Raw genomic sequence first — 24,524 nt, forward strand, 5'->3', positions numbered from 1 at the left:
GAACGCATAAGGTGGGGAAGGTGCCACGGACAGCATTAATTTGGCCGTGGCACCCGATTAACCAAAACAAATGTTCAGATTTGCAGGCCCAGCGCCTGTTGCGCGGCGACCAGGGTGGGGCGGGCCAGCGCATCGGCCCTGGCCGCGCCCTTGGCGAGCGTTGCGCCGACGGCGGCGCGGTCGTCGAGCAGGGCGACCAGCCGGTCGCGGATCGGGCCGAGCTTGGCGACCGCCAGATCGGCGAGTGCGGGCTTGAACGCGCCGAACCCCTGGCCGCCGAAGTTGGCGAGCACGTCCTGCGATGTCTCCCCCGACAGCGCGGCATAGATGGTGACGAGGTTGCGTGCTTCCGGGCGTTCGGCGAGGCCGCCAACTTCGGACGGAAGGGGTTCGGGGTCGGTCTTGGCCTTGCGGAACTTGGCCGCGATCTGGTCGTCCGAATCGATCAGGTTGATGCGGCTCATGTCCGACGGATCGGACTTGGACATTTTCGCGGTGCCGTCGCGCAAGCTCATGATGCGCGGCGTGTCCTCCGGGATCATCGGTTCGGGCAGCGGGAACAGGTCGACGTTGAAGTCGAGGTTGAACTTGGTGGCGATATCGCGCGCCAATTCCAGATGCTGCTTCTGATCCTCGCCCACCGGCACGTGCGTCGCGCGATACGCCAGGATGTCGGCGGCCTGGAGCACCGGATAGGTGAAGAGGCCGACACTGGCCCCTTCGCGGTTCTTGCCGGCCTTGTCCTTCCACTGGGTCATGCGGTTGAGCCAGCCGACCCGCGCCGTGCCGCCCAGGATCCACGCCAGTTCGCTATGCGCGGGCACGCGCGCCTGGTTGAACAGGATCGAGCGGTCGGGATCGATCCCGGCGGCGAGCAGGGTCGCCGCCATCTCGATCGTGTTCGACGCCATGGTCGCCGGGTCCTGCGTCACGGTCAGCGCGTGGAGGTCTGCCAGGAAGAACAGGCACACATCGTCCGCGCCCATTCGGTCCTGCAACCGCACCCAGTTGCGGATCGCGCCCAGATAGTTGCCGAGATGGAGATTGCCGGTGGTCTGGATGCCGGAGACGACACGCATGAATGGTTTCCTGTGTTACGCGGCACGCCGCCGGAGCAGCGCGCGAAGATCGGCCAGCCGGAACGCTCCGGTGACCAGGCAGGCGATGCCATAGACGATGGCGCCCGCGCCGACGAGGGCGACCATGCCGAGGATGCGGGTGACCACCGCGCCCGTCGTCCACGGGGCAACCAGCGTATCGGCGAAGAACAGCGCCGCCCCCATCAGCAGCGAGGCGAGCGCGAAGCGCGGCAGGCGGTGGGTCAATTGCCTGTCGAGCGCGAAATGCCCGCGCCGCCTGAGCGTGACGTACAGCATCGCGACATTGACCCAGGCCGACACGGCGGTGGCGAGCGGCGGGCCGACATGGGCGACGGTCGGGATCAGCGCGAGGTTCAGCACGATGTTGATGCCGATCGACCACATGGCGAAGCGCACCGGCGTCCGCGTATCCTCCCGCGCATAGAAGCCCGGGGTCAGCACCTTGATGAGGACATAGGCCGGCAGCCCGAGCGAGAAGGCGGCGAGCGACTGGGCGCAGCGGATCGTGTCCTGCGCGGTGAAGGCGCCATGCTGGAACAGCGCGCGGATGATCGGTTCGGCGACGGTCAGGAAGGCGATGGTCGCGGGCAGCGTCAGCAGCAGCGCCAGCTCGATACCGCGATTCTGCGTGTCCATCGCGCCGGCATCGTCCTTGCGGCTGAGCTGGCGCGAGATGGTGGGGAGCAGGATGGTGCCAAGGCCGATGCCGATCAGCCCGAGCGGCAGCTGGTTCAGCCGGTCGGCATAATAGATGTAGGAGATCGACCCGGCGTCGAGCAGCTTGCCCGACAGCGCGGTCGAGATGACGAGGTTGAACTGCATCGCGCCCGCCCCGGCGGCGGCAGGCACGATCAGCTTCAGCATCGCGCGGACATCGTCGGTCATGCGCGGGCGGCGGGGTTTGAGCGAGACGCCGGCGCGGCGGCAGGCGAACATCAGCCAGCCGAGCTGCAACGCGCCGCCCGCCGTCACTGCCCATGCCTGGACGCGAGCGGTCGCGTAAGGATCGGGTCCGTGGAAGAAGACCAGTCCGGCGACCATCGCGACGTTCAACAGGATGGGGGCCGCGGCATTGACCCAGAATTTGTCGAGCGAATTGAGGATCGCGCCGAGCAACGACACGATCGAGATCAGCAGCAGATAGGGAATGGTGATCCGCGACAGCGTGACCGCATAGGCGAACTGGTCGGGCGTCGGATCGTTGAACCCGCCCGACAGCAGGTACGTCAGCGGCCATGCGGCGATCAGCATGACGACCGTCGCGGCGATCAGTACCGGCAGCAGCACCGACAGCACGTCGCGGGCAAAGGCGATGCCGGTCGCCAGACCCTGTCCCTCGGCGGCGCTGTCACCTTCGGCCACCTTCTTGTTGAACAGCGGTACGAAGGCGGCGTTGAAGGCCCCTTCGGCAAACAGCGCGCGGAACATGTTGGGCAGGCGGAAGGCGACGAGGAACGCGTCGGAGGCGAAGCCTGCGCCGACGAAGGTCGCCTGCAGCGAGTCGCGGACCAGCGCGAGTATTCGGCTGGCCAGCGTCAGCCCGCCGACCGACCCCAAGGATTTGGCGAGTTTCATGACCGGTAGCCCATCGACATTCCGCTGTTCCCGGTGCCGTTCCTGATCGGAGGGGGCGCGACGTTCGTCATGCCGGACGCGTTCGAGACCTTGGTGAGGTCGCCCTTAAGCGTATCCCCGCGCAGGCGGGGATCCAGAGCGACATAGGCAAGCCGTTGCCTTGCTTGACCCTGGACCCCCGCCTGCGCGGGGGTACGGAACGGGGCGGGGGCAGGGGGCAATTCCGATAAAAGCCAAGCCCGCCCGCCCCGAAGATCAGGCGTGGCCGGCGACTTCGCCCAGCGCGCCCTGCTGTTCGGCCTGCGCGATGTAGAGCTGCGCGAAGTCGATCGGCTCCAGCATCAGCGGCGGGAAGCCGCCGTCGCGGACCGCGTCGGCCAGCACGCGGCGGGCGAAGGGGAACAGGATGCGCGGCGCTTCGCCGAGCAGGAACGGCTGGAGATGTTCGTCGGGGATGTTGCGCAGCCCGAACAGCCCCGCGAACGACAGGTCGACGAGGTACATCACCTGACCTTCGATTTCGGCGCGCGCCTCCATCTTCAGCACGACTTCGTGCACGCCGTCGCCGACCATGTTGGCGCCGATGTTGAACTGCACGTCCAGCTTCGGGCTGCCCGCGATCTGGTACACGCCCGGCGCGTTCGGGTTTTCGAACGACAGGTCCTTGACGTACTGGGTGATGACGTTGACCGACGGCTGGCTGTCGTCCCCGTTGGCAAACGCGTCGATGCCGGTGGCGTCGTTCTGATCTTCCATGATAATCCCTGTCCGCTCAGGCGGAAAGCTTTGGCGCTTGCCGCGTTAAGATGGCGCGGACTAGCAGCGGCAGGACCGCGATTCAACGGGTCGACCCGCCCGGCGAACCAGAAGGCCGCCGCATCATTTGTATCCGCGCCCGATCGGTCCTATGTCCGGTCGACGGAAGGAAGTGAAGGCATGTTGGTTTTTGTCGTCCTGCTCGCGATGGTTGCGGCGTTTCTGGCGATGCGGCTCTATGCCGTGCTCGGCAAGCGGACCGGCCATGAACCCCTGCCGCGCACGGCCGAGGAACGCATCGGCACGCCGCCGCTCGCCCGCCCGGTCGAGGCGGCGCCGGAGGCACGGGTGCTGGGGCCGAAACATGTCGAAAGCGGTGCCGAAGGCGGCCTGCGCGCGCTGATCGCCGCCGATCCGACCTTCGACGTCGCGCAGTTCATCGAAGGCGCCAAGTCGGCCTATCGCATGATCCTCGAAGCATTCTGGAAGGGCGACGAATCGACCCTCGAATGGCTGACCGAGCGCGATGTGCGCGAGGCGTTTTCGCAGGCGATCGCCGAGCGCAATGCGGCGGGCCATGTCCTCGACAACCGGCTGGTGTCGATCGAGCGTGCGGTCGTGACCGAGGCATCGGTCGAGGGCGGCGTCGCCCGCGTCGCGGTACGCTTCGACGCCGATATCGCCGCGATCACCCGCGATGCCGATGGCAACATGATCGCCGGGTCGCTGTCGGACGCGGTCGAGACGCATGACGTGTGGACGTTCCTGCGGGTGCTGAAGAGCAGCGACCCGAACTGGAAGCTCGCCGACACCGACGAAGCCTGAGCGTCATGAACAAGGGGGGGATGGCGGCACTCGCCGCGCTGCTGCTGGCCGGCTGTTCCAATGCGATCGTGCCGCGGGGCGCGGAGAGTGCCGCGTCGCGGCCGGCGCCCGAGCGGCCCGCTATTACGCGCGGCACGCCGAGCCGCCCCCTGCCGGTGCGCCAGCCGACCGCATCGGTGCCGTTGCCGCCGATCACCGGCGTGGGCACGGTCGACGGTGCTGCGACCGCGCTGGCCGCCGGAGTCGTCGCCGGGCCGCCGGTCGCCAGCCTGCCGATCACCGACGACGCGGCCGAGCGCGCGCTGGCGGCGTTCCGCATCAGTTGCCCCTCCGTCACGCGCAAGGCCGATCCGACCGGGCTGACCCGCCCAGCCGACTGGCAGGCGGCGTGCGATGCGGCGCGCGGCGTCGGTGCGGGCGGGGCGCGGGCCTTTTTCGCGCGCTGGTTCGAAACGGCGCAGGTCGGTGACGGCAAGGCGTTCGCCACCGGCTATTACGAACCCGAAATCCATGGGTCGCGCGACCGGCGCAGCGGGTACGAGACGCCGATCTATGGCGTGCCGGGCGATCTGGTCGAGGCGGACCTGGGGCTGTTTTCGGCCGACCTCAAGGCCAAGCGGATTCGCGGGCGGGTCGATGGCAAGGCCTTCGTTCCCTATTACGACCGGACCGCGATCGAGGAAGGCGCGCTGGCCGGGCGGGGTCTTGAGATCGCGTGGGCGGCCGATCCGGTCGAGATGTTCTTCCTGCAGGTGCAGGGGTCGGGCCGGCTGCGGCTGCCCGATGGCGGCGTCATGCGCATCGGCTATGCCGGGCAGAATGGCCGCGACTATACCGGCATCGGCAAGCTGATGCGCGACCGCGGGCTGGTGCAGCCGGGGCAGGCGTCGATGCAGGGGCTGATGGCGTGGCTGCGCGCCAATCCCGAACAGGGCCGCGCGATCATGCGCGAGAACAAGAGCTTCGTGTTCTTCCGCGAACTGACCGGGCCGGGGCCGCTGGGCGCGCTGGGGCTGCCGGTGACGGGGCAGGCGAGCGTCGCGGCGGACGTGCGCTTCGTGCCGTTGGGCGCGCCGGTGTTCCTGTCGATGGACCGCACCGATGCCACCGGGCTGTGGGTCGCGCAGGATACCGGCGGTGCGATCAAGGGCACCAACCGCTTCGACACCTTCTGGGGTGCGGGCGACGAGGCGCGGGCGATCGCCGGCGGCATGAGCGCGCGCGGCACCGCCTTCCTGTTGCTGCCGATCGGCACCGTCCAGCGGATCGCGGGTGGCCGGGCGACGCCTTGACCCCGGCGAAGCGGCGCTGTGGGCGCGGGTGGTCGCGGCGGTAAAGCCGCTCCATGCCGTGCGCCCGGTGCCGGTCGCGCCGGCGCTGTTCGAAAAGCTGGAGAAGCACGGCGCGCCGGCACCCAAGCCGGTGCGGGCGAAGGCGCCTGCCGCGGCGCCGGTGCCGGCCAAGGCGCGGACGCCGGGCGCGACGCTCGACGCCAGCTGGGACCGGCGGCTGTCGCGCGGGCTGGTCAGCCCGGAATCGACGATCGATCTTCACGGGCATACGCTGCATTCGGCGCATCTGCTGCTCGATCAGGGGCTGGCACGCGCGATTCAGCGCGGCGACCGGGTGCTGCTGCTGGTGACGGGCAAGCCGCCGCGCCCCGAATCGGAACGGCCGCATGCGCGCGGCGCGATCCGCGCGGCGGTGGGCGACTGGATATTGGCGGGGCGGCATGCCGACCGCGTGGCCTCGATCCGCCCCGCGCATCCGCGCCATGGCGGGCAGGGGGCGCTGTACCTGATCCTGCGGCGGCCGGCGGCGCGGTAGTCTTTCGCCGCACGTAGAAAGGGAGGCCCCGGCGCGTGCCGGAGCCTCCCCCCCGAAGTCGCCAGCGTCAGGCGTGGGTGATCATGCCCCACGACTTGATCGACAGCTCGTTGGCGGCGACGCCGAGCAGCTCGATCGAGCCATGGCCCTCCATCGACACGATCGCGCCATGCTCGCCATTGACGATCGACAGCTTCTTCATGTCGACGACCCCGTCAGCGAACCAGCCGCGCAGGTCGATGCGGTCGTCCCAGTCGAAGTCGGTGATGACGTCGTTGCCCGACACGCCGCTGAACAGGAAGGTATCGGCCCCGCCGCCGCCGGTCAGCCGGTCGTTGCCGGCGCCGCCGTCGATGCCGTTGTTCCATTTGTTGCCGGTGATGAAGTTGTCGAGCGCGTTGCCGGTGGCACGCACCGCGTTGCCGATCAGCGTCAGGTCCTCGACATGGTCGCCCAGCACATAGTCGATCGAGGCGAAGATCTTGTCCCGGCCGCCCTGGCCGTTGTGGAAATATTCGGTCACGGTGTCGCGGGCATTGTCGACATAATAGATGTCGTCGCCGTCGCCGCCCTCCATCCGGTCTGCCCCGACACCGCCGTTCAGCACGTCGTTGCCGTCGCCGCCGATCAGCCGGTCGTCGCCGGCATAGCCGAACAGCTGGTCGTCGCCTTCGTCACCGACCAGCGTCTCGTTGCCGCTGCCGCCATGGATCGTGTCGTTGCCGGTCCCGCCATACAGCGAGTTCCAGCCGGTCCCGCCATAGATGGTATCGTTGCCGGCACCGCCATAGATGGTGTCGTTGCCGTCGCCGCCGTTCAGGATATTGTCCATGTCGTTGCCGGTGATGACATTGTGGCCGGCATTGCCCGTGCCGCGGATCGCGGACCCCGTCAGGGTCAGATCCTCGACATTGGCGGTCAGGGTATAGTCGACCGAGGCGAACACCTTGTCATAGCCGCCGGCACCGCCGTTGAAGAACTCGATCACGCTGTCGCGGACATTGTCGACATAATAGGTGTCGTCGCCGTCGCCGCCGGTCATCCGGTCGGCTCCCGTCCCGCCGTCGAGCAGGTCGTTGCCGAGGCCGGCGGTGAGCACGTCGTCGCCGCCGCCGCCGAACAGGCGATTGTCGTTCTCGTTGCCGTAGAGCGTGTTGTTCTGGGCGTTGCCGATGCCGGTAATGGCCGGGCCGACCAGCTGCAGTTCTTCGACATTGTCGGACAGGGTATAGTCGACCGACGCGCGGACCCGGTCATAGCCTTCGCCGAACAGTTCCTCGATCACGTCGCCGACATGGTCGACATGATATTGATCGTCACCCTGGCCGCCGGCCATGAAGTCGGCGTCATAACCGCCGATCAGCGTGTCGTTGCCCGGACCGCCATACAGCTTGTCCTCGCCGGCATCGCCATACAGCGTGTCGTTGTGCGCGCCGCCGTCGATCACGTCGTTGCCGTCGCCGCCGTACAGCACGTCATAGCCATCGCCGCCGTACATCCTGTCGTTGCCGGCACCGCCATACAGCTTGTCATTGCCTGCGCCGCCATCGAGGATGTCGTCGCCGCGCCCGCCGTTGAGCGTGTCGTGCCCGCCCAGCCCGCGCAGCGTGTTGCCGAGGTCGTTGGCGGTCAGGATATTGTCCTGTTCGGTGCCGGTGCCGCTGCGGGCAGTGCCGATCAGCGTCAGGTCCTCGACATTGGCGGTCAGCGTATAATCGACCGAGGCGAAGACCTTGTCATAGCCGCCCTTGCCGTTGTTGTAATATTCGCTGACCCGGTCGCCGGCATTGTCGACATAATAGATGTCGTCGCCATCGCCGCCGGCCATGTCGTCGGCCCCGGTCCCGCCGTCGAGCAGGTCGTTGCCCGCCCCGCCGGTCAAGGTGTCGTTGCCGGCGCCGCCGAACATCCTGTCGTTGCCCGCGCGGCCGTCCATCACATCGGCACCGGTGCCGCCGGTCAGCAGGTCGTCGCCGAACGTACCCTGCGTGTGCGGCACGCTGTCGTTCAGGTAGAAGGTCTCGCCCTTGCTGGTGTAGCTTTCGGTATCGCTGTTCGCATAGACGCGGACATAATCGACCTTGAACTGGCCCGTCCCGGTGGTGGCATCGGGCGCGCCCGGCCAGCTGCCGCCGACCGCCAGGTTGATCATCATGTAGAATTCGGCCGTCGCATCCGTCGGCGACTTGTAGCGCGCGACCTCGACCCCATCGATGTACCAGACCAGCGAATCCTTGGTCCAGTTCATGCCGTAGGTGTGCGGTTCGCTGGAGTCGACATGCGTCGTCTGGGTTTGAAAGGTGTGCGAGCCCGTCTCGGCGGCGGTATGGCTGCTCATGTAGATCGTGTCGGACCGGTCGCCGATCGCTTCCACGACGTCGAGCTCGGGCGGCCAGCGGCCATCGGCCGACTTCAGCCAGAAGGCGGGCAGAAAGCCCTTGCCCTCGGGCAGCGTCGCACGGATTTCGAAATAGCCGTATTTTTGCGAGAAAGCGTCCTTCGTCGACAGCACCCCGGTCGTGTAGGTGCGACCATCGATCAGGCTGGACAGCGCGCCCGCCGGCTTGGCGGTGATCGCCAGCACGCCATTGTCGATCGAGAAGGGATTGACGCCGAGAAGCTTCGATGCGGCCTGGAAGGTGTCGTTGACATAGGCACCGACTTCACCGGGACGGTAATTGTCGTTCGTGCCACCATTGCCCCAGTCGGTGCGCCAGAATCCACCCTGCGACTGGGTGACCAGCTTGTCGAAATTCTCCTCGAAGGTCAGCTTCAGCGTGCTGCGATCGAGTTCGAGTTCGAAATTCTTCGCCGACAGCGCGTCGACCTGCGTGTCGCGCAACACCAGCTTCTGATCGTCCGACAGGGTTATCGTCACGTCCGCCCCGGTCTGCGTCATGCGCGCCTTCAGGTCGGCGAAATCGTGATAGCCAAAGCCGCTCAGGCGGACATTGTCCTGCGCGACATTGAAGTTATAGACCGCGTCCGATCCCTCGCCCTTGCGCACGATGACGGTGTCGACGCCCTTGCCGCCGACGATGACGTCGTCACCCAGGCCCCCGTTCAATTCGCTGCCGGTGTCGCCCGCGGTCAGGACGTTGTCGAGCGCGTTGCCGAAACCGAACCGGGCGCTTGCCCCCGACAGCGTCAGGTTCTCGACGTGATCGGGCAGATAGGCTGCCTCGATATGACTGTAGACCGTGTCGATGCCGCCACCGGCCTTTTCAGTGACGGTCGCCTTCGACCAGAGGTGATAGGTGTCGTCACCATCACCACCGGTCATCACGCTCTGGACGCCGCTGCCATAGCCTGCGCTGTGCAGCGCGTTGTTGTCGGCGTTGCCGGTGCTGACGCTGCCATCGGCATTGCGGGTGGCGTTACTCTTTACCGCACCCGAAACCGACAACGTTTTTCCGGCGCCATTAACGTAAACCATGGGGACGAGTTCCTCTGACCAAGCCCGCATCAGATCGCTGATTCCCTGTAAAATTTCGGCTTGCGCACGCGGTTAAATCTTTGTTCATCTTAATTTGCATAGCTGACGCGGCGTTCGGGCCACCGGCGGTAGGTCTGTTCGCGTACAGCGTTTTGCGCGGTACCGATTTCCGCGCCATGCTATGGTCCGGACGGTGGCGTGAGATCCCGCGCTAACCATTAGTTTTTTTGCAATGCAGCAATCTTTTGACGTCGCCTGTTTCCTGGGTTAGGCGAGCGCGAGACTTGAACCGGTGCAGCTTGGAGATGCAGGTGCCAATCGATCGGCGAATCAGCACATGTCGGCGTTCCTGTGCGGCCATGATGCTAACGTCGGCGATGCTGGCGTCGGCGCTGCCCGCGTTCGCCCAGCCGCGCGAAGTGGCGGGACGCTCGCGCGATGTGCAGCAGCCCCTGTCGCTCTATCTGCCGTCGGCGGTCGCGTCGGCGCCGCTGTCGCTGCGCGAAAACGACATCATCATCACGCCCGCGCTGTCGGTCGCCTATGACGACAATATCTTTCGCACGATCAAGGGGGCCGATGGGCGCACCGACGAGCTGATCGTCGCGCCGGCGGTATCGGCGCGGATCGACCGCATCCTGGGCGGGGCGCAGGTGACGGCGAACGCGCTGTACGGCTATGAAATCTTCACCTTCAATCCCGACCGCAGCCGGCCGCGTCTGGCGCTGGGCGCGCGGGGCACGGCGGGGATTGCGGGCACGTGCAGCATCACGCCCTACGGCGAATATAACCGCCAGCGCACCGATTTCGGCGATCTCAACGCGCCGCTCGACAACACCATCCGCCAGACGCGCTTTGGGGCGACCGCGACGTGCCAGCGGCCAGCGGGCTTCTATCCGCTGCTGTCGGCCGAGCGGTATGAATCGGACAATGACGGCGAGTTCGACTATGCCGACCAGCGGACGACCTCCGGCATCGTCGGCATCGGCTATCGCCGGCCGAGCCTGGGGCAGGCGCTGGCCTATTATCGCCGCGACGACATCACCCGTCCGAACCAGGTGCGCGGCGGCAGTTCGGTCGATCGCGCCGGCGTGGCGCTCGATCGGGCGGTGTCGCCGCTGCTGACCGCCAGCGTCGACGTCCATTGGCTGTCGGTGCGCAGCGACGACCCGCTGATCGAGGATTATGGCGGTCTCGGCTGGCGCGCGCAGGTGGTCAGCCGGGCGCTGGCCCCGCTGAAGATCGAAGCGACGGCGGCGCGGTCGGTGGTGTTCGATACGCTGCTGACCACCGCCTATGCCGTGCAGTCGAGCTACAGCCTGGTCGGGCAGATGCAGGTCAACGAACTGACCTCCGCCACATTGGGCTTCGATTACCGGACCCGCGATTTCCGCGCGCCGCCGGGCGGCGTGCGTGGCGGGCTGGAAAAGGACCAGTCGCCGATTTTCCGTGCCGGTTTGGCACGGCAGATGACGGGGCGGTTGTTTCTGCGACTCGACGCGACCCATTCGCGGCGCAAGACGGAGCCGTCGATCGGCGATTTCGATGCGACCCGCGTGACTGCGTCCGCCGAAATGCGATTCTGAGGAAAAGGGTGAGCCAAGATGAACAGCACCAAGATGCGCCTGATCGGCGGCGCGATGTTCGCCGCGATCACCTTCCCGTCGGTCCTGCCGGCGCAGACCCCGGCGACCGCGCCGGCCGCCACGCTGCCGCAGGCGGGCTATATCCTGGGTCCCGACGACGAGGTCGCGATCAGCGTCTACGGCCGGACCGACATGGCGGTGAAGACCCGCATCGCCGCCGACGGCACGGTCAACATGCCGCTGCTGGGCCCGGTGCGGGCCGCCGGCATGACCGCCGCCGACCTGTCGCGCACGCTGGCCAGTGAATATTCGCGTCGCGGCTATCTGACCAAGCCGTCGATCAGCGTCGAGGTGTCGAACTATGTCAGCCGGTCGGCGACGGTGCTGGGCAATGTGCCCAATGCCGGCAACTATCCGCTCGACCGCCCCTATACCGTCGCGATGCTGATCGCGCGGGCCGGCGGCGTGCGCGCCGATGGCGCCAACGTCGTCGTGCTGACCCCGATGAACGGGGCGCCCGAACGCCTGTCGCTCGCCGATCTGGGCGCAGGCGGGGCGCGGCTGGTGCGGCCGGGCGACACGCTGTTCGTGCCGCCGGCGGAGATGGTCTATGTCTATGGCCAGGTGAACGAGCCGGGCGCCTTCGCGGTGCAGCCGGGGATGACCTATCGCCAGGCGCTGGCGCGCGCGGGCGGTCCGACGCTCGCCGGATCGACGCGGCGGATCGAGGTGCGGCGCGGTGGCCAGAAGGTCAACGGCCTGGGCCTGGACGACGTGGTGCAGCCCGAAGACGTGCTGATCATCAAGGAAAAGCTGTTCTGATCGCGACCGGCGGTTAAAGGAAATTTCGCATGGGCGTGTTCGCCAGCTTGAAGACCATGTTCGCACGGCTGATCGATCCCCCGCGGCACCGCCCGCTCCGGATCGAGCGGGTCGTGCCGTTTCCGCCGGCGGCGGAACCCGCCGCGCCGGTCGCACAGCCCGATCGCCGGCTGCGCATCCATCGGGGCTTTGCCGCGGCATTGCCGGTCGAGGACCGGTTCGGCCTGTCGGGCCGCACCGAGGAAGTCGACCGGATGGTGCGCGGTGTCGTGTGGGAGCGCAAGCACGTCGTCGTGTTCGGCGCGCGCGGGTCGGGCAAGACGTCGCTGGTCCGCGTGTTCGGCGATTTCGCCGACGAGGTGGGCCAGATCGTCCTGTACGAATCGACCAGCGGCAATATCGGCTTCACCGACCTGTTCCGCCCGTTCCTCGAATCGCTGCCGGGCACCGGGCGCGACACCGCGCTGATGCAGCGGCTGGCGGCGCTGAACGACGTGGCCTTCGGTCCGCGCGAACTGGCGACCGCGCTGGGCGAGGTGCGGCAGCCGACCGTGCTGGTTCTCGACGAATTCGACCGGATCGACGATGCCGCCGTGCAGTCGGAGGTCGCCGCGCTGATGAAGCTGCTGAGCGACATGCATGCGCGGGTGCAGATCGTCATCGTCGGGATCGCGGCCAATGTCGATGACCTGATCAGCGGCCATCCGTCGCTTAGGCGGCACATGCTGGTCGTGCCGGTCGGGCCGATCGCGGCCGACGACCTGCGCACCCTGCTGGACAGCTGCGCGGACAAGTGCGGCATGGCTTTCGCACCCGATGCGGCCGCGGCGGTCGTGCATTCGGCCTATGGATCGCCCTATCACGCGCGGCTGTTCGGGCTGGAGGCGGCGCTGGTCGCCGATGCGCGCGGCAGCGACCGGATCGAGGCGGCGGATGTGGCGCAGGGCTTCCAGCGCGCCTTTGCCGGCTGGGCCGATATCAGCGGCAACGACCACCGCATCTTCACCCGGGCGATCGGCGACCCGGCGACGAACGACGACCTGCTGCGGCTGGTCGAGCGGACGACGCTGGGCCGCGACACGCTGGACGATGCGGCGCTGGCACGGGTGATGCAGCAGGTGGGGCCGGCGCTGGTGACGATGGCGCATGGCGCGGTGATGTTCCGCGACAGCCTGGCGCCGCAGTTCCTGGGACTGATGATCGAACATGGGGTCGGGGTGCGCCGGATCGGCGGCCAGTGATCGGGGGACGGGGCCTGCCCCGGAAAGGTGTGACGGAATGAGCTTCAACTTAGCCGATCTATGGCAGGTCGTACGGACCCGTCTGATGCTGATCCTGCTGGTCGGCGGGGTCGTGTTCGCGCTGGCGGCGACGCTGGCGCTGATCCAGCCCCGCCAGTATCGCGCGACATCGTCGCTGCTGGTCGATCTGGCCCAGACCGACCAGTCCGAAAAGGACCAGCAGCAAAGCGCCGCGGTGATCGATTCGATCATCGGCACGCAGGTCAGCGTGCTGCGCAGCGAGCTGGTGCTGTCCGAAGTGGCGGCCAAGTCCGGCCTGATCGAAAAGCCGAACGACCCGGTCGAGGTGCAGCGCGTTCGCGACGAGATCGCGAAGAATCTGAGCGTCGATACCGACCGCCAGAGCAACGTCATCACGATCGGCTATATCGACCGCGATCCGGAAACGGCGGCGCGGGTGGCGAACCTGTTCGCCGACACCTTCCTGGCGAAGCAGGTCGAGCTGCGTGTCAACCCGGCCCGCGTCAATGCGCGCTGGTATGACCAGCGGACCGCCGAGGTGCGCGAGCGTTTCGAACAGGCGCAGCGCCGCCTGACCGATTTCCAGCGCGCCAACGGCATCATCGGTGTCGACCGCATGGACGTCGAGGCGGAGAAGCTGAAGAGCCTGTCGGCCGAGCTGACCAGCGCCGAAGCCGCCGCCGCCGAGGCACGGTCGAAGGCCGGTGGCGCGAACATGCCAGAGGTCAACGCCGCGCTGTCGGTGCAGGGGCTGCAGCAGCAGGTGGCGATCAAGTCGGCCGAAGCCGCCGAACTCGGCCGCACGCTGGGGCCGAACCATCCCGAGATGATCGCGGCGCAGGCCCAGCTGGCGACGTTGCGCGCCCAGCTGGCGGCGACCCGCGGCATTCAGTCGAACGCCCTGTCAGCCGCGAGCGGCGCGGCGGTGCGGCGCGAGGCCGACCTGCGCAACCGGCTGGCCGAACAGCAGGCGCGGATGCTGCGGATGTCGGGCACCCAGGACCAGCTGTCGGTGCTGCAGCGTGACGTCGATGCCGCGCGCCAGACCTATGACACGGTGCGCCAACGCCTGAACGATGCCGCGCTCAAGAGCGAAGTGTCGCGGGCGAACACCACGGTCCTCGACCGTGCGACCGCACCGCTGCTGCCGTTCAAGCCGAACGTGCTGCTGTGGTTGCTGGGCGGGCTGGTGTTCGGCGGCGTGCTGGGCTGCGGCTTGGCGCTCATCCTCGAAATCGCATCGCCCCGTGCGCGCTCGGCCAGTGGCCTTGCCAAGGCGACCGACCTCGACGTCCTGGCCGACTTCACCGACGGCAGCTCGGACAAGTCCTCCGCCCTTGCGCTCCGTCACGCCTAAGCTTTGGGAAAGTACATCCTATGCGTTTGAAATCGACGGTACACCGCCAGGGGGCGGGGGATGATTCCGTTCCGGGCAACGACGACGCCCGGTCGCTGTTGCAGATGGGCGACCCCCGGGTCGATCCGCTGGTCGTCGCGGCCTTCCGCAGCGACGACATGGTGGCGAAGATCCGCGCGATCCGCGCCAAGGTCATCGCCGCCACCAGCGAGCAGAACGGGCTGAACACCCGCATCGCGCTGACCGCCGTGGTCGGCGTGTCGCCGGGCGACGCGCCATCGGTGCTGAGCGCCAATCTGGCGACGGTGTTCGCCCAGATGGGCACGGTCACCGGGCTGGTCGATGCCGGCCTTGCCGATCCGGCGATCGCGTCGCTGTTGCGCGTTCCCGAGGCACCCGGCGTCGCCGACTGCCTGCGCACCCCCGACGCGACGATCACCGCGCAGCGGACCGCGATCCCCGGACTGTTCGTCGTGCCCGCCGGCAGCGATGCGGCGTCGCAGGCGAGCCACCTGGAACGCGGCGCGCTGGTCGAACAGGTCGAACAATGGTCGATGCCGGGCGTACGCCAGATCATCGTCGCGCTGCCGGCGATGGGCGACCGCGTCCTGGCGCTCGGCAACCTGCTGGCCGGGTTCGACAATGTCGTGGTGGTCGCCGAAAAGCACCGCACCAAGATCGCCGACATCCGCCGCATCGTCGACGTGCTCGACCAGCGCGGCATTCCGGTCGCCGGGTCGGTTCTGGTCTGATCCGTTGTTCCGGCCCGGCGATGTCGTCCTGACCGCGCCGGGCCATCGAACGATGACCAGCACGTCTGCATGACCTCGCGCTCCGCCCCGCCATGGACCGACGTGCTGCGCCGCTATGGGCTGGTGAGCGGCTCGTCGGCGTTCGTGTCCGTCGCGCATTTCGCGATCCAGCTGGTCGCGATCGCGCGATTGCCGGCCAGCGGCGTCGGTCTGCTCGCCTTTGCCATCGTCCTGATCCAGCTGGGCTTCGGCCTGTCGAACGCGCTGGTCTGCGCGCCCTATTCGATCCTGATCCACCGGACCGACGGGCGGACGGACGGGCTGCGCACGCTACGCGCGGTCAATCTGGCGCTGTCGGTGGGCTATGGCGTGCTGGTCGGGGTCGTCATGGGGGTCGGGGCTTCCTCGCTGGCGGTCGCGCTGGGATTTGGTGCCACCGCTTTCCTCGCGCTGATCCGCTGGTTCGGGCGCAACCATGCCTATGCCGAGGACCAGCCGGTCCGCGCCGCGCTGTCCGACCTGATCTATGCCGCGATCCTCGGCCTGTGGGCGGGCGCCGTCCTGTGGCTGGGCGGCGGGCTGGCGCATATCGCCGCGGGGTTCGTCGTCGCGACGCTGCTGGCCCTGGTGCCCTTCACCGCGGTGATCGGCGCACTGGTCGGGATCGCGTCGCTCGGCGCCTATCGTCCGATCTGGCGCGATCAGGCGAGCTGGGCATTGGTCGGGGTCGTCACCAGCGAGGCGACGACCAACGGCCATGCCTATCTGGTGACGGCGATGCTCGGGCCGGATGCGTTCGCGCCGCTCAGCGTTGCGGCGCTGTTCCTGCGGCCGTTGAATGTCTGCATCACCGCGCTGACCCAGACCGAGCGTCCGCGCATGGCGCGCGACCTGAGCGCCGGACGGGTCGATGCCGCCGAGCGGTCGCGGCGCCATTTCCTGCTGGTCCTGCTGCTGCTGTGGGCGGGTACGATCGCGCTGGCGGCCGGCATGTTGTGGCTGGTGCCCGGAACGGTCGTGCCGGCGAAGCTCGACGCGCGGTCGGTCGAAATCGCGGTGGTGTTGACCGGAGCGATCGCTTTGCTGCAATGCATCATGACGCCGGCAAGCGTTTTGTTGCAGGCGGCCGACCGCTTCCGCGCCCTGGCGACCGCCAGCATGGTCGCGTGCGGCGTGTCGGTCGCGGGCGTCGCGCTGGTGCTGACCAGCTTTGCCGCCGCCTGGTCGCTGGTCGGCATCCTGCTGGGGCAGGCGGTGATGATGTGGGGCGTCGTGGTCGCGGAGCGGCGCTGGCGCCGCGATGGCCGCGAAACGGTATCGAGGGAACGGGACGATGGTTAAGGCTCTTGCGAAGACATTGTACCTGGCGGCGCTGCGCCGCTACGCCTTTGTCCGCCTGCGCACCGTCAAGCAGCGTCCGCACAAGCTGCCCTTTCCGCTGGTCGTGTCGCTGACATCCTACTCGAAGCGGTTCGATACGCTGGCACCGACCCTCGCCACCCTGCTGTCGCAAGAGGTGAAGGCCGATGCGACGGTGCTGTGGATCGCGCCGGCCGATATCGATGCGCTGCCCGCCGAGGTGCGCGCGCTCGAAGCCCATGGGCTGACGATCCGCACCACGCCCGACCTGCGGTCGTACAAGAAGATCATTCCCGCTCTGGAAGCCTATCCCGATGCGGCGATCGTCACCGCCGATGACGATGTCTATTATCCGGCCGACTGGCTGGGGTATCTGGTCGACGACTGGCGCGCCGACCGCCGCGAAATCCTGTGCACCCGCGCCCATCGGATGAAGCGGCAGGGCGACGGCCTCGCCCCCTATGTCGAATGGGAGCATCAGGTCGACGATCTGGGCGACAGCCCCAATCTGTTCGGGACCGGCATCGGCGGGATCCTCTATCCGCCGGGCATCTTCCATCCCGATGTCACCCGCGTCGATCGGCTGCTGGAACTGTGCCCGACGACCGATGATGTGTGGCTCAACTGGATGGCGCGGCTGTCGGGCGCGACGGTGCGCCGGGTCGGCCCGCGCCGGCGGTTCCGCGAATGGCCGGGGTCGCAGGAAGTGGCGTTGATGAACGTCAATTTCGTCAACGGTTCGAACAACGATCGGCAGATCGCACAGATCGTCGAGGCGTATGGCGTGCCGGAGAATGTCCGGTGACGATCAAGGGCCGCGCGGTTGCCGCGGTGCGTTGGACCAGCTTCGCCACGGCGGGGCGGGTGCTGTTGCAGACCCTGCAGATCTTCGTCCTCGCCCGTCTGCTGACGCAGCATGATTTCGGCCTGATGGCGATGGTGCTGACCGTCACCGCCTTTGTGCAGCTGTTCGCCGATCTGGGGGTCAGTTCGGTCATCATCCACAGCCGGACGATTTCGGACGATGCGCTGACCACGCTCTACTGGTTGAATGTCGCGATCGGCGCGGTGCTGGCGGGGATCGTCGCGGCGGCGTCGCCCGCGCTGGCCAGCTTTCTGGGCGATTCTCGCGCGGCGCTGCCGCTGGCGCTGTCGGGGCTGTCCTTCCTGTTCCTGGCGCTGGGGCAGCAGATCAAGGTGCTGGCCGAAAAGCGGCTGGAATTCCGCACCATCGCGATCGTCGAGCTGTGTTCGGCGGCGATCAGCACGCTGGCGGCGATCATCCTCGCGTGGAACGGGGCCGGGGTCTATGCGCTGGTCGCGGCGATCCTGTTGCTCAGTGGCTGCAACAGCCTGTTCTACTGGTTGTTCGCCCGGTCGAACGACTGGAACCTGCGCGCCTATTTCCACTTCGCCGATGCCAGGCCCTATCTCGGCTCCGGCATGTATCTGCTCGGCGCCAGCCTGGCCAACACCGCGGCGGTACAGATCGACATCCTGATCGTCGGGCGGCTGCTGGGCAGCACGATGCTCGGCATCTATTCGGTGCCGCGCGAATTGTGCCTGAAGGTGATGATGGCGACCAACCCGATCATCACCCGGGTCGGTACGCCGCTGCTGGCCGAGGTGCAGCACGACAAGGGGCGCATCCGCAACGTCTATCTGACGACGCTCGCGATGACCTCGGCGATCAATTTCCCGATCTACGGCTTCATCGCCGCGTTCCGGCAGGACGTGGCGCTGATCGCGCTGGGGCCACGCTGGGGCAATGCCGCCGACCTGCTCGGCATGTTCGCGTTGTGGGGCATGTTCCGGTCGCTCGGCAATCCGGTCGGCAGTCTGCTCTATGGCACCGGCAAGTCGAAGGTCGCGCTGATCCAGTCGCTGACCGTCGCAGTGACGCTGGCGATCACCGCCGCGATCGCCGCGCATTGGGGCGCGATGGGCGTCGCGGTGGGCATCACGATCTTCTATGCGGTCTTCGCCATCGCACTATGGGCCGGGGTCATCCGGCCGATTACCGGTGCGGGGTTCGTCGAATATAATCTGCAATGGCTTCGGCCGCTGCTGGCGACCGCTGCCGCCGCCGGGGTAGGGTTGTTCGTGGCGCTGCCGATCACCGACCATTTCATCCGGATCGTGGCCGGCGGTATCGCAGGTGGGTTGATCTATCTCGGCAGCAGCTGGTTTCTCAACCGGCGCTGGGTATTGTCCATGATGGCGCTGGTCGGCCGGCGCAAGGCAGAGGCTTGAGCCATGGCGACGACGATCCCCGACTCCGCAGGCATGGCATCCCCGCAGCGGCGCAGCTGGCACCGCCCGGTGGAGATGCTGCGCTATGACAAGCGCGTGCAGCTGTTTTTCCAGATCGTGCTGCTGGCACTGTTCTACATGATCTGCGTCAACCTGCGTTATGCGCCGGCGAACGATGCGTATGCCGCCGCCGAGAATTTGGACGGCGAAGTGCTGGCAGCGCAGGCCGGAAGCGCGTTTCGGCAGTTCTTCTATTTCGCGCTGTTCGGCATCGTTACCGCGATCGTATTCTACATGCGCGGCCTAAAGAACTTCCACGCAATTTCTTATGCCTATCTGATCGCGTGCATTTGGTGTTTGTTGAGCGCGACATGGGCTATCGATCCGGGCATTTCGATCCGCCGATCGCTGGGGATGGTCGTCGTGCTTGCCAGCATGGCGTTCACCATCGACATTCTTGGGGCGCGCCAGACCGTGCGTCTTATGTACATCTTTCTCGGCTTGAGCGTGGTGGTATCCATCATCACCGCGTGCCTGTCGTCGATTCCGCTGTTTTCGTTCGCGGTCCATCCGGCGAACGAACTCGATCCCGAACTGATCGGGACGTGGAAGGGCGTTTTCCGGCACAAGAACGTGACCGGTGCGGTCATGGCATATGCCACGATCATCTTCTTCCACCACAGCTGGCGGCGGCGTAGCTGGCTGGATATCGCCCTGTTCTTCGGCGCGGCGTTCGTGCTGTTCAAGACCGATTCCAAGACTTCGCTCGGCTGGGTCGGCATCAGCCTGATGTTCTCGTACATCCTGTACCGCTGCCGGGTCGGCAATCCGTCGAAGCGCATCCTGTTCTGGTATGGCCTGATCCTGCTGATCGCCACTGCGGGTATGTTGGTCGCCATCAACTGGGACCTCGTGTACGCCTATTTCTCAGACTATGAGACTCTCTCCGGGCGGGTGGCGATCTGGGCGTCGATCATGCCCTATATCCGCGAGCATTTCCTGCTCGGGTCGGGCTACGGGTCATTCTATGCCATCGGTGAGGCGTCGCCGATGCTGCGACTGGGCGTGAACAAGGTCGTCGCGGCGGTCGGCCACTCGCATTCCGGCTATTTCGAGATTCTGCTGACGACGGGGATCATCGGCTTCGTTCTCGCGCTGGTCGCGCTGGTGTTTCTGCCGTTCTACCGGTTCTGGACGTCATCCGACCGCGATATCCCGCTGGCGTCGATGGGGGCGGGGGTGTGGTTCTTCGGTGTGGTGCAGAACTTCACCGAAGCGCAGTTCTTCGCCCCCGACAAGGAAAGCTGGTCGTTCGTGGTGGTCTTCATCCTCGTGATGCATACCCGCTTCGTGGCAGCGAAGCGGGGCGAAACCCAGTGGCTGGCGGATACGAACTGGGACACGACGCGCACGGTTCGTCGTCGTGGCTGGTCCCGGCGCTATCGTCCGCAGCAACAGGTCTGAAGGGCCGGCTATGGTACAGGAAGGTCCAGCCCCGGATCGCTCGCGACAGCGCCTGCTGCATATCGATGTGGCCAAGGGGCTGGGCATGTTGCTGGTGGTCTATGGCCATTTGGTACAGGCCAATTCGCCTGGTGAATCGGCTTGGTATGCGACGACGCGCGATATCATCTACACCTTTCACATGCCGTTCTTTCTGTACCTGAGCGGCTATGTCTTTTTCCTGACCCAGGCGCATCTGCGGCTCGGCAAGGCCTGGCGGTCCTTGGTGACGTCGCGCGCCGACCGGCTTCTGGTGCCGTTCGCGTTCTTCGGGATCGTCATCATCCTGGGCAAGGCGGCGGCTGCGCAGTTCGGCGAAGTCCATGAAGGCGTCGGCAATGTCTCGACCGGCCTGTGGCGGGTGCTGTCGAATACGCCGGACAATCCGAACATTTCGATCTGGTACCTGCTCGTCCTGTTCATCTATTCGCTGGTGACGCCGTTCCTGTTCACCCGTTTCCGGGGAAGGATGGCATTGCTGGTCGGTATCGCACTGGTCGTATCCATGGCGGCCGAATATTTTATGGTTACCGAGCGATTTTATCTCGCCCGGCTGCTGCGATATTATGTGTTCTTCGCCGTCGGCGGCTGGGCGTGGCTGCACTGGGACTGGTGCGTGACGCGCTTCAAGCGCTGGTGGCTACCGTTGACACTGCTGTTTGCTGCCGCGGCATCGCAGGGGCCATGGCATCCCTTCGCACTGCTGTATTGCGGCCTGCTGTCCATCCCGGCCCTGCACGGCGCGATGCTGTTCCCCGCGGCGCAGCGTTCGCGGCTTTTGCAGATCGTCGGGGCTAACTCGATGGCAATCTATCTCATGAATACCATCTGTATTGGGGTGGCGAAACTAATCTGGCTTCGTTTGTTCCCAGCGGACGGAGCATGGAACGCACCGTTCCTTAGTGTGTTGATGTTAGCGGGGATAATAGGGCCTATCGTTGCACGCGCGGTGATCGTTCGGCTGCCGGTCGTGCGACGGGCAGGAAAATATATTGCCTGATGCGGCCCTGTGCCGCCGGGTGTGTGAAAGGGGAATTGGGGTGGCGCTGGGAAGGCGAGACGGTCTGGACGAACGCGGGTTGTGATGAACGTACCCCGCGCGACGGTTTCGGTCGTCATTCCCAATTACAACCGGGCCGATGCGGTGGTGGCGGCGGTGGAATCTGCATTGAAGCAGGATTTCTCGCCGCTGGAAGTCATCGTTATCGATGACGGGTCGCAAGACGACAGCGTGGATCGGTTGCGGGCGATCGACGATCCCCGACTGGTCGTGGTCGCCGTCACCAATGGCGGCGCCGGCCCGGCGCGCAACCGCGGGTTCGACCTGGCGCGCGGCGATTATATCGCATTGCTCGATTCCGATGATCGGTTCCTGCCCAATCACCTGGCCGACCTGATGACACTGGCCGGCGGGGACCTGAAGGTCGCCGCCTATTCGGCGGTCGTTGCCGATCGCGGCGGTGGCCGGTTCGTCGTCAAGCCGCCGCGTGGGATCGGCGATGGCGAAGACATGGCATCCTATCTTATGTGCGATCGCGGCTTCGTGCAGACCAGCGGGCTGCTGGTGCCGCGCGCGATTGCCGCGCAGGTTCGCTACCGGTCGGACGTGACGTTCGGCGACGATACCGATTTCGCCATTCGCCTTGCGCTGGCCGGTTGCCGCTTTCGCATGACGACGACCCCCAGTGTGGTGTGGGCCGACGATCCGCGCGACGACCGCTTGTCGGCCAACGGCCATCGCGCGGAAAAGGTGCAGTGGCTGAATGACCTGCGCCCACATATCCCCGAACGAGCCTATCGCGGTTATTTCGGCTGGCACATCGCCAAGGTCGTACGCCATTCGGATGCGGCAGGGGCTTTGCGGCTGTATCTCGCGGCGGTGCTGCGCGGCGCCTATTCGCCGCGGCTGGCAGCAACGGTGTTTCTGCAGATCTTCATGCCGCAAAATGCCTATCGCCGGGCAGCCGATCAGTGGATTGCGGTGCGCAACTGGTTCCGGGGAACGGTCGTCCCGCCGGTCTGACCGCGCGACATCAACTCGACGGTTGCACAGGGCGGCGCTAAGCGCCATCTCCAACCCATGCTGCTACTTGCCCTGATCGCCTATCAGACGATGCTGCCGGTCCCGCCGCCGCGTCCTGCGCCCAAACCGGCGGTGATCGACGATACGCGCCGGATCGAGGTTGCGGGCTGGCCCTATCTGGTGCGGCGCCTGTCGCCCGACACGGCCGAGATCACCGGCGGCGATCCCGCCGCGCCGCGCAACAACAATATCATGGAACGGTTCCGCACCGCTGCCGAACGGACGACCGGTTGCGAATTGCGCAAGCCGAGCTTTTTCGAAGGCGGCGTGCGCGGTGAACTGGACTGTTCGGCGCAGCGCATTCCCTGACGTGCGACCGACAACCGGGCAGCGCATGCGTCGCCCGGTCGTCGTCCTGCTACAGCGTCTTGCCGACCGCCATGCCGCGCACGCGAAGCGTCGCGGACACCGCCCCGCCGTTGATCGGCTTGGCGGACAGTTGCAGGTAGCAGAGATTGCTGTCGGCGACCCACCGCGGGGTCCGCATCACTCCTGCCAAACCCTGCGACGGCCACGGATCGGCCAGCCCGCTCGGCGGTGTGCCGAACGCGCGGATCTGCTGCCCGCTGCCGCTGTGGAAGATGTAGATTCCGATCCCCGACAGCCCGGTGGTGCCGGGATCGACCTCGATCTCGGCCACCGCGCGCAGCGGATCGCCGATCGCAGGATTGATCGCCTGGCGTAGCAGGATGACGTCGGCCGTGCCGCTCGCCGTTCCCGACAGCGCGATCTGCTGCCAGTCCTTGGTCGGCGGACCGTCCTCGTCGATATAGTTGCGCCCGCCAAAGCCGGTCGTCGTGGCTTTCGAATAGGTGCCGCTGACCCCGGCGGCCAGCGCTGTCGTCCATCCGGTGCCGATCTGCCCGGTAGCCCCCGATCCGGGAGTCCCGCCGGTGCCGCCGAAATAGGGCTGGGTCGACACTATCGCACCGGGATTGACGCCGGCCTGTCCGGGGCGCTCCGCCTGTCCGAACGGCAGGACATTGCCCAGCGGATACAGGCGCCGCCATTCGCGGGCCAGCACCCGCCCGACCAGATAGGCACCCTGGGTCGACAGGTGCAGCCCGTCGATCGTGACGCCCGACGCCGCCTGTCCCTCGGCACTGGTCAGGTCGCCCAGGATCGCGGGCGTATCAACGACGCGGATGCCGCGCTGTCCGTGTAGCGTCAGCAGCCAGCGATTGACGACGTTCCAATGGTCGAGCTGCGGGCTGGCCGCAGTGTTCGACAGCCGCATCACGGTATAGGCCGCCGCGCCGTGGGGATAATCGAGCAGGATGGTCAGCAGCATCCCCGCCTCGACGATGCGATCGACGATCGCGGTCAGGTTCGCGATCGACTGGGCGGCGGTCCACGCGTTGCGATCGTTGGCGCTGGGCGCGACCATCACGACATGGCCGACACCGGTCGCCAGCAGCCGCTCGACGCGCGACATCAGCCCGGGATAGTCGATGCCGTTCCACGCCATCGGCCCGGTCCATTCGCCGTTACGCGCCACCATGTCGGCCGGCTCCAGCAGCGCCCGCCCGCCCGACAGGAAATTGGCCCAATGGACCGCACCGACCGTCTGGCCAAGCAATGTCGGCACTTCGCCTGACGCATTGGTGCCTGCAAAATGCTGCGCGGCATGGCTGGGGCCGAAAACCGCGACCCGGTTGTTGGCGGGCATGCGCAGGTTGCGCGTCGCCAGCTTCATGTCGAGCGCCCGGTCGGTCATTCCGCCCTGCGCTCCCGATTGCCGTGCGGTCATGGGATCAGGCCTCCGCGATCAGGTCGGACGCGGTGGTGCCGGTGGCGCGGACATAGCGCGCGCGGACGGCGATATACGACGCGTCGGGCAGGTTGCGATAGGTGACGTCGGCCGTCCCCTCGATGCCGCGCAGCGTGACGTCGCCGCCTCGGCCGACATAGATGCCCTTAGGGAAGGCCGGCAGTTCGGCGGTATCGCTGGGGATGATCGGAAAGGGAGCCCGCGCCGGCCCGGTCGCCGTGTCGGGATGGTTGCTATATGCCATGGAACGCCTCCGT

General features: G+C 66.7%; 21 protein-coding genes. 15 read left to right on the top strand and 6 right to left on the bottom strand.

Going from position 1 to position 24,524, the window contains the following annotated elements; all coding sequences use genetic code 11:
• Positions 1-74: 74 nt before the first annotated feature.
• The 3 genes from trpS to secB all read right to left on the bottom strand — a co-directional run bounded on the left by trpS (position 75) and on the right by secB (position 3,431).
• The gene (gene trpS, locus AVT10_RS03530; protein ID WP_066688421.1) at positions 75-1,079 is read right to left on the bottom strand and encodes a tryptophan--tRNA ligase; all 1,005 of its coding nucleotides are present in this window, start codon (positions 1,077-1,079) and stop codon (positions 75-77) included.
• Positions 1,080-1,094: 15 nt separating this feature from the next.
• On the bottom strand, positions 1,095-2,675 hold the full coding sequence (murJ, locus tag AVT10_RS03535; protein WP_066688422.1) for a murein biosynthesis integral membrane protein MurJ: 1,581 nt from the start codon (positions 2,673-2,675) through the stop codon (positions 1,095-1,097).
• A gap of 255 nt (positions 2,676-2,930) precedes the next feature.
• Positions 2,931-3,431 (bottom strand): protein-export chaperone SecB, encoded by a 501-nt coding sequence (gene secB / locus AVT10_RS03540; protein WP_066688424.1) that lies wholly within the window; start codon positions 3,429-3,431, stop codon positions 2,931-2,933.
• A gap of 180 nt (positions 3,432-3,611) precedes the next feature.
• Here secB and AVT10_RS03545 point away from each other — a divergent pair, with 180 nt between their 5' ends.
• Genes AVT10_RS03545 through AVT10_RS03555 form a run of 3 tightly spaced genes read left to right on the top strand, consistent with a single transcriptional unit; the run spans position 3,612 to position 6,083 of the window.
• Positions 3,612-4,256, top strand: a complete 645-nt coding sequence (locus AVT10_RS03545) for a Tim44/TimA family putative adaptor protein (RefSeq protein ID WP_420038491.1) — start codon at positions 3,612-3,614, stop codon at positions 4,254-4,256.
• 5 nt (positions 4,257-4,261) lie between these two features.
• Positions 4,262-5,548, top strand: coding sequence for a murein transglycosylase A (mltA, locus tag AVT10_RS03550; protein ID WP_066688426.1), 1,287 nt, complete (start codon positions 4,262-4,264; stop codon positions 5,546-5,548).
• Entirely contained in the window at positions 5,529-6,083 is a 555-nt protein-coding gene (locus AVT10_RS03555; protein ID WP_066688429.1) for a Smr/MutS family protein, read from the top strand. The genes mltA and AVT10_RS03555 overlap by 20 nt, the downstream gene beginning before the upstream one ends.
• A gap of 67 nt (positions 6,084-6,150) precedes the next feature.
• Here the strand turns inward: AVT10_RS03555 and AVT10_RS03560 are convergent, their stop codons facing one another.
• Positions 6,151-9,519, bottom strand: coding sequence for a family 16 glycosylhydrolase (locus AVT10_RS03560; protein ID WP_164523832.1), 3,369 nt, complete (start codon positions 9,517-9,519; stop codon positions 6,151-6,153).
• 359 nt (positions 9,520-9,878) lie between these two features.
• Between AVT10_RS03560 and AVT10_RS03565 the strand changes: the two genes are divergently transcribed.
• The 12 genes from AVT10_RS03565 (at position 9,879) to AVT10_RS03620 (ending at position 22,805) form a co-directional block, all read left to right on the top strand.
• On the top strand, positions 9,879-11,105 hold the full coding sequence (locus AVT10_RS03565) for an outer membrane beta-barrel protein (RefSeq protein WP_066688435.1): 1,227 nt from the start codon (positions 9,879-9,881) through the stop codon (positions 11,103-11,105).
• Positions 11,106-11,123: 18 nt separating this feature from the next.
• On the top strand, positions 11,124-11,927 hold the full coding sequence (locus AVT10_RS03570) for an SLBB domain-containing protein (RefSeq protein WP_066688439.1): 804 nt from the start codon (positions 11,124-11,126) through the stop codon (positions 11,925-11,927).
• 29 nt (positions 11,928-11,956) lie between these two features.
• Positions 11,957-13,168, top strand: a complete 1,212-nt coding sequence (locus tag AVT10_RS03575; protein WP_066688441.1) for an ATP-binding protein — start codon at positions 11,957-11,959, stop codon at positions 13,166-13,168.
• Between the two features lie 37 nt (positions 13,169-13,205).
• Positions 13,206-14,546: a GNVR domain-containing protein gene (locus AVT10_RS03580; protein ID WP_066688443.1), complete on the top strand. Its 1,341-nt coding sequence runs from the start codon at positions 13,206-13,208 to the stop codon at positions 14,544-14,546.
• Between the two features lie 20 nt (positions 14,547-14,566).
• Positions 14,567-15,298: a P-loop NTPase gene (locus AVT10_RS03585; protein WP_066688445.1), complete on the top strand. Its 732-nt coding sequence runs from the start codon at positions 14,567-14,569 to the stop codon at positions 15,296-15,298.
• Positions 15,299-15,367: 69 nt separating this feature from the next.
• On the top strand, positions 15,368-16,639 hold the full coding sequence (locus AVT10_RS03590; protein ID WP_066688448.1) for a lipopolysaccharide biosynthesis protein: 1,272 nt from the start codon (positions 15,368-15,370) through the stop codon (positions 16,637-16,639).
• Positions 16,632-17,462, top strand: coding sequence for a glycosyltransferase family 2 protein (locus AVT10_RS18065; protein ID WP_126013138.1), 831 nt, complete (start codon positions 16,632-16,634; stop codon positions 17,460-17,462). Before AVT10_RS03590 ends, AVT10_RS18065 begins: the two co-directional genes overlap by 8 nt.
• On the top strand, positions 17,459-18,910 hold the full coding sequence (locus tag AVT10_RS03600) for an MOP flippase family protein (RefSeq protein ID WP_066688455.1): 1,452 nt from the start codon (positions 17,459-17,461) through the stop codon (positions 18,908-18,910). The genes AVT10_RS18065 and AVT10_RS03600 overlap by 4 nt, the downstream gene beginning before the upstream one ends.
• 3 nt (positions 18,911-18,913) lie before the next feature.
• The gene (locus AVT10_RS03605) at positions 18,914-20,374 is read left to right on the top strand and encodes an O-antigen ligase family protein (protein WP_084401299.1); all 1,461 of its coding nucleotides are present in this window, start codon (positions 18,914-18,916) and stop codon (positions 20,372-20,374) included.
• A 10-nt stretch (positions 20,375-20,384) separates the two neighbouring features.
• Positions 20,385-21,413: an acyltransferase family protein gene (locus tag AVT10_RS03610; protein ID WP_066688465.1), complete on the top strand. Its 1,029-nt coding sequence runs from the start codon at positions 20,385-20,387 to the stop codon at positions 21,411-21,413.
• A gap of 84 nt (positions 21,414-21,497) precedes the next feature.
• Positions 21,498-22,436, top strand: a complete 939-nt coding sequence (locus AVT10_RS03615; RefSeq protein WP_066688467.1) for a glycosyltransferase family 2 protein — start codon at positions 21,498-21,500, stop codon at positions 22,434-22,436.
• A gap of 57 nt (positions 22,437-22,493) precedes the next feature.
• The gene (locus AVT10_RS03620) at positions 22,494-22,805 is read left to right on the top strand and encodes a hypothetical protein (protein WP_066688470.1); all 312 of its coding nucleotides are present in this window, start codon (positions 22,494-22,496) and stop codon (positions 22,803-22,805) included.
• A 49-nt stretch (positions 22,806-22,854) separates the two neighbouring features.
• On the opposite strand, the gene AVT10_RS03625 is transcribed toward AVT10_RS03620, so the two are convergent.
• Positions 22,855-24,246: an SGNH/GDSL hydrolase family protein gene (locus AVT10_RS03625; RefSeq protein ID WP_126013129.1), complete on the bottom strand. Its 1,392-nt coding sequence runs from the start codon at positions 24,244-24,246 to the stop codon at positions 22,855-22,857.
• 4 nt (positions 24,247-24,250) lie between these two features.
• Positions 24,251-24,511 (bottom strand): spike base protein, RCAP_Rcc01079 family, encoded by a 261-nt coding sequence (locus AVT10_RS03630; RefSeq protein ID WP_066688474.1) that lies wholly within the window; start codon positions 24,509-24,511, stop codon positions 24,251-24,253.
• Positions 24,512-24,524 lie beyond the last annotated feature (13 nt).

The sequence above is a fragment of the Sphingomonas hankookensis genome (assembly GCF_001619955.1).
In the GTDB taxonomy this organism is placed as follows: domain Bacteria; phylum Pseudomonadota; class Alphaproteobacteria; order Sphingomonadales; family Sphingomonadaceae; genus Sphingomonas; species Sphingomonas hankookensis_A.